An 11,462-nucleotide genomic window follows, 5' to 3' on the forward strand; every position below is an offset into this window, starting at 1 on the left:
CCTCTCGAACACTCTCCGCATTGGTGCGTTCGCACAGACTTGTGTCCGCGGGCGGGGAGAGATGCCTCACGCCCATCGGCGGGTCGCCTGCCGAAAGAGGTTAAAATCGCAGCTGACCAGCGAGGACGGGGCGCCTCGCGGGTTCGGCTCCGGGGCACGTCATGCGGGCGGCGTACCGTATGGCCGCGGAAGCAGGTACCGTTGAAGCTCTACGGACCGGTCTCTCTGAGGAGAGCCCGTTCCGAATCATGAACGCGTGTCAAGACTCTGGGGCCGTCGAGCCCCGTCACCGAGGGGGTCGAGCCATGGGGCGCGGCCGGGCCAAGGCCAAGCAGACGAAGGTCGCCCGCCAGCTGAAGTACAACAGCGGCGGGACTGACCTGTCGCGTCTGGCCAACGAGCTGGGCGCATCGACTTCGAGTCCGATTTCGAGCCAGCCGCCGAACGGTGAGCCGTTCGAGGATGACGAGGAAGACGACGACCCGTACGCCCGTTACGCGGAGCTGTACAACGATGACGAGGATGACGAGGACGAGGACGAGTCCGGTCCCTCATCACAGCGCCGCGGCGCTTGACGCTCACACCGAAACCCGGTCCGGGGCCTGTCCCCGGACCGGGTTCTGTGCTGTTCCCGCTGGTCACGATGTCCAGCCCGTGCCGCTTCCCCTGCGGGCCTGGGGCGGCCCCACGTCGTATCAGCCGGCGTAGTCGCCCACCAGCGCGGCACCGGTGGTGTGCTCGCCACGCTCGGTGACCTCGCCCGCGACCCAGGCGTCAACACCGCGGTCGGCCAGGGTCGTCAGCGCCGCGTCGACAGACTCCCCGGGCACGACGGCGATCATGCCGACGCCCATGTTCAGGGTCTTCTCCAGCTCAAGACGCTCGACCTGCCCCGCGCTCCCGACCAGCTCGAACACCGGGGCCGGCGTCCAGGTCGACCGGTCGACCACCGCGTGCAGACCGTCCGGGACCACCCGGGCAAGATTGGCCGCGAGCCCGCCGCCCGTGATGTGGCTGAACGCGTGCACCTCGGTGGTACGGGTCAGCGCGAGGCAGTCCAGCGAGTAGATCTTCGTGGGCTCCAGCAGTTCCTCGCCGAGGGTGCGCCCGAACTCCGGCACCTCGCGGTCGAGTGACCAGCCGGCCCGGTCGAAGACCACATGCCGAACGAGCGAGTACCCGTTCGAGTGAAGGCCGGAGGCCGCCATGGCGATCACCGCGTCCCCCGTACGGATGCGATCCGCGCCAAGCAGCCGGTCCGCCTCCACGACACCCGTACCTGCGCCAGCCACATCGAAGTCGTCCGGCCCGAGCAGCCCGGGGTGCTCCGCGGTCTCCCCGCCGACCAGCGCGCAGCCGGCGAGCACACAGCCCTCGGCGATGCCCTTGACGATCGCGGCCACCCGCTCCGGGTGGACCTTGCCGACGCAGATGTAGTCGGTCATGAACAGCGGCTCGGCGCCGCAGACGACGATGTCGTCCATGACCATCGCGACCAGGTCATGGCCGATGGTGTCGTACACGCCCATCTGACGCGCCAGATCGACCTTGGTGCCGACGCCATCGGTAGCGGAGGCCAGCAGCGGGCGCTCGTAGCGCTTGAGGGCGGACGCGTCGAAGAGGCCGGCGAAGCCGCCGATGCCACCGAGCATCTCGGGGCGCCGGGCCTTCTTGACCCACTCCTTCATCAGCTCGACGGCGCGGTCACCGGCTTCGATGTCGACGCCGGCGGCGGCGTAGGAAGCACCTGTCTCAGACATTGCCTGGGATCTTTCGGTCGGATCGGATGCCCGGTGAGCCCTCGTGGGGCCGGCCGGCCTGGTCGGGGACGTGAAGGGCGACGGCCCTGGGGGCGGCTGGGCCCTCAAGGGCTCTCTGCTCTCGCCCGGGGCCCATGGGGCCCCCAGCGGGCTTCGGGGCGGGCTCTCAGGGACGGCGCAGAGTGTCGGCGGCATCGGAGCCGCCCGCCAGCTCGGTCTCCAGGAGCTGCTTGCCGAGGAGCTCGGGGTCGGGCAGGTCCATCGGGTACTCGCCGTCGAAGCAGGCACGGCAGAGGTTCGGCTTCGCGATGGTGGTGGCCTCGATCATGCCGTCGAGGGAGATGTACGACAGCGAGTCGGCACCGAGCGAGGCGCCGATCTCCTCGATCGTCATCCCGTTGGCGATGAGCTCGGCGCGCGTCGCGAAGTCGATACCGAAGAAGCAGGGCCACTTGACCGGTGGCGAGGAGATCCGCACATGGACCTCGGCGGCGCCTGCCTCACGGAGCATCCGGACCAGCGCGCGCTGGGTGTTGCCGCGGACGATCGAGTCGTCCACGACCACCAGGCGCTTGCCCTGGATGACTTCCTTCAGCGGGTTGAGCTTCAGGCGGATGCCGAGCTGGCGGATGGTCTGGGACGGCTGGATGAAGGTCCGGCCGACATAGGCGTTCTTGACAAGCCCCGCGCCGAACGGGATGCCTGACGCCTCGGCGTACCCGATCGCGGCAGGGGTTCCGGACTCGGGTGTCGCTATCACCAGGTCGGCGTCGGCGGGTGCTTCCTTGGCGAGGCGGCGGCCCATCTCGACCCGGGACAGATAGACGTTGCGTCCGGCGATCTCGGTGTCGGGGCGGGCCAGATAGACGTACTCGAAGACACAGCCCTTGGGCTTCGCTTCCGCGAATCGAGAGGTGCGGAGACCCTGCTCGTCAATCGCGATCATCTCGCCGGGCTCGATCTCGCGAACGAAGCCGGCACCGCAGATGTCGAGAGCGGCGGTCTCCGACGCGACCACCCAGCCGCGCTCCAGCCGGCCGAGCACCAGCGGGCGGATGCCCTGCGGGTCACGGGCTGCGTAGAGGGTGTGCTCGTCCATGAAGACGAGGGAGAAGGCGCCCCGGACCTCCGGGAGCACCTTGGCGGCTGCCTGCTCGATGGTGAGCGGCTTGCCGTCGTCGTCGGTCTGCCCGGCGAGCAGCGCCGTGACGAGGTCGGTGTCGTTGGTGGCGGCGACCTGGGTGGCGCGGCCGTCCCTGCGGGGCAGGTCGGCGACCATCTCGGCGAGCTGCGCCGTGTTGACCAGGTTGCCGTTGTGGCCGAGCGCGATGGAGCCGTTGGCGGTAGCCCGGAAGGTCGGCTGCGCGTTCTCCCACACGGAGGCACCGGTGGTCGAGTAGCGGGCGTGTCCGACGGCGATATGGCCGCGGAGGGAGCCGAGGGAGGTCTCGTCGAAGACCTGGGAAACGAGGCCCATGTCCTTGAAGACGAGGATCTGGGAGCCGTTGCTGACCGCGATACCCGCGGATTCCTGGCCCCGGTGTTGGAGGGCGTAGAGCCCGAAGTACGTGAGCTTGGCGACCTCTTCACCCGGAGCCCAGACACCGAAGACGCCGCAAGCGTCCTGGGGGCCCTTCTCGCCGGGGAGCAGGTCGTGGTTGAGTCGTCCGTCACCACGTGGCACGGCACCGAGTGTAGGCGAGATCGACCACTGGTCCGAATTGGGTACGGGGCAAATGAGCCGCCGCACCTCTCGGAGGTTCATACGAAAGCCGTGCAATAGAGCCCTTGGGCGGTCCTACGGAGGGGTCGGCCGGGTGCAGCGGGGTGCCGCAAGTCACTTCCGCGCACTTCACCGTCTGTCGCTTTTCCGCCTGTCGTACCGTCGCGCTGTCGTACCGGTCGCACCGATCCCATCGCGTGGTCAGGACGCGGTCGCCTCGGCTCCCTTGCCACTGCCGTCGCCGGTGGTGCCGGTCAGGCTGAGGCGCCGGTGGTCGAGCTCGTACGACACCGTCCCCCGGAGCACCTTGCCCAGCTCGCTCTCCAGCGTCATCTGCGGTGGCGCGCACATCCTGCGCGTGGTGGCGAGCCTGCCGAAGGTGATCGTGGACCCGGACTCGGAGACCTTCGCCGTACCGCTGAAGGTGTTGCAGCCGAGGCTGCCCCGCACCGAACCGTCCTTGCCGAGCACGAGATACGCCCGCTTCTCCGCACCCACCGGCACTGAAGCAGCCCGGTCACCGGTCAGCAGAGAGCTGACAGTCCACTTGGTGCCGACGAGCGGGGCGGGCTGCTGCTCGGTGAGGACGATGGTGTCGCCCCGTTCCGTGGTCAGCGTCAGGGTCCCGTCCGAGCGCTTCGCGTCGAGTTCGCCGGAGAAGGCCTCACTCATGGTGCGTTCGAACGCGTCGATGTCGTTGGCGCAGCCCATCTCGGTCCGCTCGACCTGGCCGACGGTGATCGTGCTGCCGTCCACGGTGGCATCGGCGCCGAAATGGTTGCAGCCGAAGTTGCCCTCGGCACGGCCCTTGGTGTCGATCAGGAGGTGGGCGCCTTCGGGGGCGGCCGACTTCTTGCCGTCGACGGTCACGCTGTCAACGGACCAGTGCACACCGGTGACAGGGGTCTCTGGACGCACCTCGGAAGCGCCCCCGCTGCCCGGCCCCTGCTCGGTGCCGCAGGCGGTCAGCGCAAGGACGGCGGCCAGGGTCAGGGGCAGCGGCAGGGTCCGCACAGCCGTACCGGGAACGATCTGCTTGATTCGCATGTCGGTCTGACGGTACCGCTGTGACCACGGTTCCCTCAGGAAAGAACGGGCAGCAGCCCGGAAATGTCGGCGCGTTCACCGCTGGCGCTCACCCGGGCGGCGGCGAGCGCCTCGTCCCATCCGGTGCGACCGGTCGCGACCCTGATCCAGGTGAGCGGGTCGGTCTCGACCACATTTGGCGGGGTGCCACGGGTGTGCCGGGGGCCCTCGACGCACTGCACCACCGCATACGGCGGGACACGCACCTCGACCGAGCCACCCGGGGCCCTCACGGCGAGGGTGTCCGCGAGCAGCCGTACACAAGCGGCCAGCGCCTGCCTTTCGAGGGGGACGTCACGGCCGGTCGCGGCGTTCAGATCATCGGTATGGACGATCAGCTCCACAGCACGTGTGACCAGAAGGTCGCCGAGGCGCATCGCGCCCTGGCGGGTGGCGAGGAGCCGGTCGCCGCTGCCGGCCTCGAGCGCGTCCGCGAGTCCTCTGGCGACCCCGTCGTACAACTCGCCCAGGGCAGCCGCGGTGGAGACGGACTCGGCGGCCTCACGGGCGCCCTGGTCGATCGCGGCGGACCGCTCCATGGTTCGCCGCGGCCAGTCCAGCAGCGCGAAGTCCTGCTTCGGCGGCGCCGGGCAGGCGGCGGCAGCGGCCACCGCCCCGGTGGCCTGCGCGATATGGACGGCGAGTTCGCGGACTGTCCAGGTGCCGAGCCTGGTGGGGGCGGCCAGCTCCTCGGGCGTCAGCGTCCGCACCGTCTGCCGTACATGGCCGAGCTGCGTGAGCACCGCGGCGCCGATCTTGGTGTGGTCGTAGCTGCGGGCTCGTTTCCTGGCCGGTGGCATGGCGTGAGGCTAGCTCAGCCGGACACGCGGGACGCGGCCGGGTCAGCGGGATCCGCGGGAGCCTGCGGATCCGCGGTGAAGGTCTCACGATTCTTCGGCACGCCGATGCCGCGCCAGGTGAACGGAATGCCACGAGCCGTCCTGAAGTCGGGTCCGTCCATCAACTGGAAGTGAAGGTGCGGTTCGCTCGAGTTCCCCGAGTTCCCGCAGTGCGCGATCAGTTGTCCCGAGCTCACCCGGTCCCCCTCCCGGACCCGGAGGGAGCCGCGCTGGAGATGGGCGTATGCCGCGTACGTCCCGTCGCCGAGGTCGAGCACGAGGTGATTACCCAGGAGCGGACCACGCCCCGCGAGGTACCGGACGGTGCCCTCGATCAGCAGCAGGTAGATCACTGCCGGCCAGGAATTGCGGCTCAGATGGTCCCTCCGGTGGTCGCTGGCATGGACCACGGTGGCGTCGGCGACCGCGTACAGGGGTGCCCCGAAGGCCGGGAAGTCGCTGCTGCGGCGGACGAGCGGCCACAGCACGGCGAAGGGCGGGCGGGGCCGCTCATCCGACTCGGCGACGATGTCGATGGCGTAGGTCTGTCCGTAGCGGTGCGTGCCGTGGCTCGGTGTGCGGTCGGCGGGGCTGTTGAGGGCGGACCAGAGTCCGGCCACTGGCGCTCCGGTTGCGACCGGTTCCGCACCGCGCACGGCGGATCCGCCGGCTGCTGTCAGACCGATGGTGAAGGCGATGGCCCCGAGACCGGGAAGCCAGCCCACCCAGTAGTCATACGGAAGCTGCATGAACAGCGAGGCGAGCGCTTGGGCGATGAACACCAGCCACAGCGTGCGGTGAAGGAGTACCGCTGCCTGGCGCGCGACCGGGCGGGACGCCGGCCGATGGGACTGATCAGACGGTTTCCACTGCTGCGATTTCATGGATCGGTTCCCCCTATGGAGCCGTGGAGTCGGCAGAAGAGCTATGGCCGTGCCGCGGTGAGCACCACCAGCAACGGGACGGCCCTAGCCGCGGGGACCTCGTAGCGGCCCCGGCCCGTGGTGTGCAGCCAGCCGGCGGCGGTCAGCTGGCGCAGGTGGTGGTAGATCTGGCCGGTCGTGCCGAGCCCTTCGAGTTCGGCCAGCTCCGCGGCCGTGCGCCGGCCGCCCACGATCTCCCGTAGCAGTCGCAGCCGTACGGGATGGCCCAGCGCGGCGAAGGCGTCGGCGGCCTCCGTCCAGTCGTCGTCCAGCAGCCGCTCGGTCAGGGCGCCGTACTGCCACTCGTAGCGCTCCCCTTCGGGCAGCCGGACGGCACCGGTGAACAGGACTCCGCCGTCGGCCGCTCCGGCATCGGTGAGCCGCTGCTTCAGTCCGTCGAGCGCCCAGAAGTCGGCTTCGCCGACGGTCGGAGACACACGCCGGGCCTCCTCCAGCACGGCCAGCCGTCGTTCGAGCTCGGCAACGCGTTCTTCCAGATCCACAACTGAAGTTTACGTAATTACGTAATTCCAAGCAAGGCCGATGTCGGCGCGCACACATGACGAAGCCCCCACCCGGACTGACCTCGTCCGGGCGGGGGCCCTTGTCGTACTTATGCGCTGCTGTCGATCAGACGGTGAGCGGGGCGATCAGGCGAACAGCCCCGGAACAGTCTCCTCGTGCGCCGTGCGCAGCTCGCTCAGCGGGATGCCGAACTCGCCCTGCACCTCCACCGCGTCCCCGTCGACCACACCGATCCGCGTGGCGGGCAGACCCCGCGCTCCGCACATGTCGGTGAAGCGGAGCTCCTCGCTGCGCGGGACGGCCACGACCGCACGGCCCGCCGACTCGCTGAACAGGAAGGTGAACGCGTCCAGCCCGTCGGGGACGATCAGCCGGACACCCTTGCCGCCGCGCAGGCAGGACTCGGTGACCGCCTGGATCAGACCGCCGTCCGAGAGGTCGTGCGCCGCGTCGACCATGCCGTCACGGGACGCCGAGATCAGGATCTCGGCCAGCAGCCGCTCCCGCTCCAGGTCGACCTTCGGCGGCAGACCGCCGAGATGTCCGTGCACCACCTGCGACCAGGCGGAGCCGCCGAACTCCTCGCGGGTGTCACCCAGCAGGTACAGCAGCTGCCCCTCCTCGGCGAACGCCATCGGGGTGCGCCGGGTGACATCGTCGATCACGCCCAGGACCGCGACGACCGGGGTCGGGTGGATCGCAGTCTCGCCCGTCTGGTTGTAGAGCGAGACATTGCCGCCGGTCACCGGGGTGCCGAGGATCTGGCAGGCGTCCGCGAGACCGCGGGTGGCCTCCGCGAACTGCCACATCACGGCCGGGTCCTCTGGCGAGCCGAAGTTCAGGCAGTCCGAGACCGCCAGCGGCTTGGCGCCGGTCGCGGCGACGTTGCGGTACGCCTCGGCCAGCGCGAGCTGCGCACCCGCGTACGGGTCGAGCTTGGCGTACCGGCCGTTGCCGTCCGTCGCGACCGCGACTCCGAGGTTGGTGTCCGGGTCGATCCGGACCATGCCGGAGTCCTCGGGCTGGGAGAGCACGGTGTTGCCCTGCACGAAGCGGTCGTACTGGTCCGTGATCCAGGACTTCGACGCCTGGTTCGGGGATGCGGCGAGCTTCAGGACCTGCTCGCGCAGCTCACCGCCATCGCCCGGACGCGGCAGCCGGCCCGCGTCGTCGGCCTGGAGCGCGTCCTGCCATTCGGGGCGGGCGTACGGGCGCTCGTACACCGGTCCCTCATGGGCGACGGTGCGCGGCGGTACGTCCACGATCTGCTCGCCGTGCCAGAAGATCTCAAGGCGCTCGCCGTCGGTCACCTCACCGATCACGGTGGCGATGACGTCCCACTTCTCGCAGATCTCCATGAAGCGCTCGACGTAGCGCGGCTCCACGATCGCGCACATCCGCTCCTGCGACTCGCTCATGAGGATCTCCTCGGGCGAGAGGGTCGCGTCGCGCAGCGGCACGGTGTCGAGCTCGACCCGCATCCCGCCCGAGCCGGCACTCGCCAGCTCGGAGGTGGCGCAGGACAGACCGGCACCGCCGAGGTCCTGGATGCCGGCGACCAGCTTCTCCTTGAAGACCTCCAGGGTGCACTCGATGAGGAGCTTCTCCTGGAAGGGGTCGCCGACCTGGACGGCGGGGCGCTTGGCCGGCTTCGTGTCGTCGAAGGTCTCGGACGCGAGCACGGACACGCCGCCGATGCCGTCACCGCCGGTGCGGGCGCCGTAGAGGATCACCTTGTTGCCGGCGCCGGACGCCTTCGCGAGGTGGATGTCCTCGTGCTTCATCACGCCCACGCACAGGGCGTTGACCAGCGGGTTGCCCTGGTAGCAGGAGTCGAAGACGACCTCGCCGCCGATGTTCGGCAGACCCAGGCAGTTCCCGTAGCCGCCGATGCCCGCGACGACCCCCGGCAGCACGCGCTTGGTGTCGGGGTGGTCGGCGGCGCCGAAGCGCAGCGGGTCCATCACGGCGACCGGGCGGGCCCCCATGGCGAGGATGTCGCGGACGATGCCGCCGACACCCGTGGCCGCGCCCTGGTAGGGCTCGATATAGCTGGGGTGGTTGTGCGACTCGACCTTGAAGGTGACCGCGTAGCCCTGGCCGACGTCCACGACGCCCGCGTTCTCGCCGATACCGACGAGCAGCGCGTCGTTCTCGGGGGCCTTCTCGCCGAACTGGCGCAGATGGACCTTGCTGCTCTTGTACGAGCAGTGCTCGGACCACATGACCGAGTACATGGCGAGCTCGGCACCGGTCGGGCGGCGGCCGAGGATCTCACGGATCCGCGCGTACTCGTCCTCCTTGAGGCCGAGTTCCTTCCAGGGCTGCTCGACCTCGGGCGTCTCGGTGGCGTGCTTGACGGTGTCGAGAGTCATGCGGCGACCAGCTTCTTGATGATCGAGGTGAAGAATCCAAGGCCGTCCGTGCCGCCCGTGCCGATCAGCGGCTCCACGGCGTGCTCGGGGTGGGGCATCAGGCCGACGACATTGCCTGCGGCGTTGGTGATGCCCGCGATGTCGCGGAGCGAGCCGTTCGGGTTCAGATCCAGGTAGCGGAACGCGACCCGGCCCTCGGCCTCCAGCTCGTCGAGCGTGCGCTCGTCGGCGACGTACCGTCCGTCCATGTTCTTCAACGGGACGGAGATCTCCTGGCCCTGCGCGTAGTCGGCGGTCCAGGCGGTCTCCGCGTTCTCCACCCGCAGCTTCTGGTCGCGGCAGATGAAGTGCAGGTGGTTGTTCCGCAGCATCGCGCCCGGCAGCAGATGGGCCTCGGTGAGGATCTGGAAGCCGTTGCAGATGCCGAGGACCGGCAGCCCGGCCCTGGCCTGGTCGATGAGGGTCTCCATCACCGGCGAGAAGCGGGAGATGGCGCCCGCCCGCAGGTAGTCGCCGTAGGAGAAGCCGCCCGCGAGCACGACCGCGTCGACCTGCTTGAGGTCCTTGTCGCGATGCCACAGGGAAACGGGTTCGGCGCCCGCGAGGTGGACGGCGCGCAGCGCGTCCTGGTCGTCCAGCGTGCCGGGGAAGGTGACGACTCCGATACGAGCGGTCACGACTCCACCTTCACGACGAAGTCCTCGATGACGGTGTTGGCGAGGAACGTTTCGGCCATCTCGTGGATACGGGCGAGGGCGGCGGCGTCGACCGGCCCCTCCACCTCGAGTTCGAAGCGCTTCCCCTGACGTACGTCCGCGATCCCCTCGAAGCCCAGGCGGGGCAGTGCGCGCTGCACCGCCTGGCCCTGCGGGTCGAGGATCTCCGGCTTGAGCATGACGTCGACTACGACGCGTGCCACTGGCACTCCCGGTGGTGTGGTGCTGAAGGCGGTTCCCTCAGCGTACCCGCCCCGAAAATCTACGCGCATAGATATGCAGAGAAAGCACGAAGAAGGCGCACGGAAGATGCGAAGAAGGGCTAGAGAAGGACCGAAGAAGGACCGGACAAGACACACAGAAGCCCGGCCTGAAATCCGGAGAAAAGCCGGTCGGCACCATTGCGGATGACACGCTCAAGCAATTGGCAGGGCTTCACAATGCGACACCGGCGGCTGTAGAAAGGAATGCGGCGGAAAGCAGCATCGCCTCCCGCCCGCAGCCGGAATTTTTTCGGTATCGCCGCACGTCAGCACGGAGCACGAACGGCCGGATCGGTCGGATCGCCCCGATCAGTCCGGTCGGCCCCACCGGCCCGACGGCCAGGGCAGCCGCTCAGCCCGCCCATCAGGTCGGGCCGGCGGCTCGGACCAGCAGGCCGGACCATCCGGTCAGGTCGGGCCGCCCCGTCAGGCGAAGGCGAAACCGCAGGAAAGGACCCATATCCGTGGCTCAGCGCGTGGTAGTCACTCTCTCCGACGACATCGACGGCGGGACGGCAGCGGAAACGGTCCGGTTCGGCCTGGACGGGAAGTCGTACGAGATCGACCTCAATCCCGCCAATGCAAAGAAACTACGCAAGGCTCTCGCCCCCTACATGGCGGCGGGACGCAAGGCGGCGAAGCACCCGGGCAAGGCGCGCCAGGAATACCGGCACACCACTCTGGAACCGGCCCCCGCGGCAGTCCGCGCCTGGGCCCAGTCCAACAAGATGGAGGTGCCGGCCAGGGGCCGCATCCCCAAGCGGGTGTACGAGGCGTTCCGCCAGGCGAGCTGAGCACGGAGCCTCAGCGCCCGCGGCGTCCCTGGCACCGGGCGTTCGGGCGCCCGCGGCGGGCAGCCGAACGGCACCCGCGGTGAACCGAGTTGCATGGCACCCCCGCAGGTGGGCTAGAGTCTGGAACACGCCGAGGGGCGAGGCCGAAGGGCCGAACCTCATGGAGCGTGCGGGTGTAGTTCAGTAGCAGAACAGCCCTCTTCCAGAGGGAAGGCGCAGTGTGCAATTCCTGTCACCCGCTCCGCACTACGTAACGACCACTCCGGTGGATCGGGTACAGTAGTGGACGCACCGCCCGGTGAAAGCCGAAGCGGGAGCACTGCGGACGTGGCTCAGTTGGTAGAGCATCACCTTGCCAAGGTGAGGGTCGCGAGTTCGAATCTCGTCGTCCGCTCAGGTGGCGAAGGCCCCCGTCCTCACGAACCGGGCCCTAGGGCGATTTACAATAGTTTAACACG

Annotated in this window: 11 protein-coding genes and 2 tRNA genes; 4 read left to right on the top strand and 9 right to left on the bottom strand. The window is 69.1% G+C overall.

The window, feature by feature from the left end; all coding sequences use genetic code 11:
* The first annotated feature begins 305 nt into the window (after positions 1–305).
* The gene (locus tag ACFWI9_RS12345; RefSeq protein ID WP_387161163.1) at positions 306–575 is read left to right on the top strand and encodes a DUF3073 domain-containing protein; all 270 of its coding nucleotides are present in this window, start codon (positions 306–308) and stop codon (positions 573–575) included.
* Between the two features lie 120 nt (positions 576–695).
* Here ACFWI9_RS12345 and purM read toward each other — a convergent pair whose 3' ends face one another.
* The 9 genes from purM to purS all read right to left on the bottom strand — a co-directional run bounded on the left by purM (position 696) and on the right by purS (position 10,150).
* Positions 696–1,760: a phosphoribosylformylglycinamidine cyclo-ligase gene (gene purM / locus ACFWI9_RS12350; protein WP_387161165.1), complete on the bottom strand. Its 1,065-nt coding sequence runs from the start codon at positions 1,758–1,760 to the stop codon at positions 696–698.
* Positions 1,761–1,926: 166 nt separating this feature from the next.
* Positions 1,927–3,444: an amidophosphoribosyltransferase gene (purF, locus tag ACFWI9_RS12355; protein ID WP_387161168.1), complete on the bottom strand. Its 1,518-nt coding sequence runs from the start codon at positions 3,442–3,444 to the stop codon at positions 1,927–1,929.
* Between the two features lie 240 nt (positions 3,445–3,684).
* On the bottom strand, positions 3,685–4,530 hold the full coding sequence (locus ACFWI9_RS12360) for an META domain-containing protein (protein WP_387161170.1): 846 nt from the start codon (positions 4,528–4,530) through the stop codon (positions 3,685–3,687).
* 35 nt (positions 4,531–4,565) lie between these two features.
* Entirely contained in the window at positions 4,566–5,369 is an 804-nt protein-coding gene (locus ACFWI9_RS12365) for a sterol carrier family protein (protein WP_387161172.1), read from the bottom strand.
* 14 nt (positions 5,370–5,383) lie between these two features.
* Positions 5,384–6,190 (bottom strand): M23 family metallopeptidase, encoded by an 807-nt coding sequence (locus tag ACFWI9_RS12370; RefSeq protein ID WP_387161173.1) that lies wholly within the window; start codon positions 6,188–6,190, stop codon positions 5,384–5,386.
* A 143-nt stretch (positions 6,191–6,333) separates the two neighbouring features.
* Positions 6,334–6,834, bottom strand: a complete 501-nt coding sequence (locus ACFWI9_RS12375; RefSeq protein WP_387161174.1) for an ArsR/SmtB family transcription factor — start codon at positions 6,832–6,834, stop codon at positions 6,334–6,336.
* Between the two features lie 147 nt (positions 6,835–6,981).
* The gene (gene purL / locus ACFWI9_RS12380) at positions 6,982–9,231 is read right to left on the bottom strand and encodes a phosphoribosylformylglycinamidine synthase subunit PurL (protein ID WP_387161175.1); all 2,250 of its coding nucleotides are present in this window, start codon (positions 9,229–9,231) and stop codon (positions 6,982–6,984) included.
* A complete protein-coding gene (gene purQ / locus ACFWI9_RS12385; RefSeq protein ID WP_387161177.1) occupies positions 9,228–9,908 on the bottom strand; it encodes a phosphoribosylformylglycinamidine synthase subunit PurQ in 681 nt (226 codons plus the stop codon). Before purQ ends, purL begins: the two co-directional genes overlap by 4 nt.
* Complete coding sequence (purS, locus tag ACFWI9_RS12390) at positions 9,905–10,150, bottom strand: phosphoribosylformylglycinamidine synthase subunit PurS (protein WP_387161178.1); 246 nt, start codon at positions 10,148–10,150, stop codon at positions 9,905–9,907. Before purS ends, purQ begins: the two co-directional genes overlap by 4 nt.
* Positions 10,151–10,674: 524 nt before the next feature.
* On the opposite strand from purS, the gene ACFWI9_RS12395 reads away from it, so the two are divergent.
* The 3 genes from ACFWI9_RS12395 to ACFWI9_RS12405 all read left to right on the top strand — a co-directional run bounded on the left by ACFWI9_RS12395 (position 10,675) and on the right by ACFWI9_RS12405 (position 11,398).
* Complete coding sequence (locus ACFWI9_RS12395; protein WP_387161180.1) at positions 10,675–11,004, top strand: Lsr2 family protein; 330 nt, start codon at positions 10,675–10,677, stop codon at positions 11,002–11,004.
* A gap of 169 nt (positions 11,005–11,173) precedes the next feature.
* Positions 11,174–11,245, top strand: a tRNA-Gly gene (locus tag ACFWI9_RS12400).
* Positions 11,246–11,325: 80 nt separating this feature from the next.
* Positions 11,326–11,398 (top strand) — tRNA-Gly (locus ACFWI9_RS12405).
* Positions 11,399–11,462: the final 64 nt, after the last annotated feature.

This window comes from Streptomyces sp. NPDC127084 (assembly GCF_042724175.1).
Lineage (GTDB): Bacteria > Actinomycetota > Actinomycetes > Streptomycetales > Streptomycetaceae > Streptomyces.

Excerpts from the sequence above, each read along its gene's own strand:
- ACFWI9_RS12345 (WP_387161163.1), top strand. The coding sequence starts at position 306 with ATGGGGCGCGGCCGGGCCAAGGCCAAGCAGACGAAGGTCGCCCGCCAG.
- purM (WP_387161165.1), bottom strand. The coding sequence starts at position 1,760 with ATGTCTGAGACAGGTGCTTCCTACGCCGCCGCCGGCGTCGACATCGAA.
- ACFWI9_RS12360 (WP_387161170.1), bottom strand. The coding sequence starts at position 4,530 with ATGCGAATCAAGCAGATCGTTCCCGGTACGGCTGTGCGGACCCTGCCG.
- ACFWI9_RS12365 (WP_387161172.1), bottom strand. The coding sequence starts at position 5,369 with ATGCCACCGGCCAGGAAACGAGCCCGCAGCTACGACCACACCAAGATC.
- purL (WP_387161175.1), bottom strand. The coding sequence starts at position 9,231 with ATGACTCTCGACACCGTCAAGCACGCCACCGAGACGCCCGAGGTCGAG.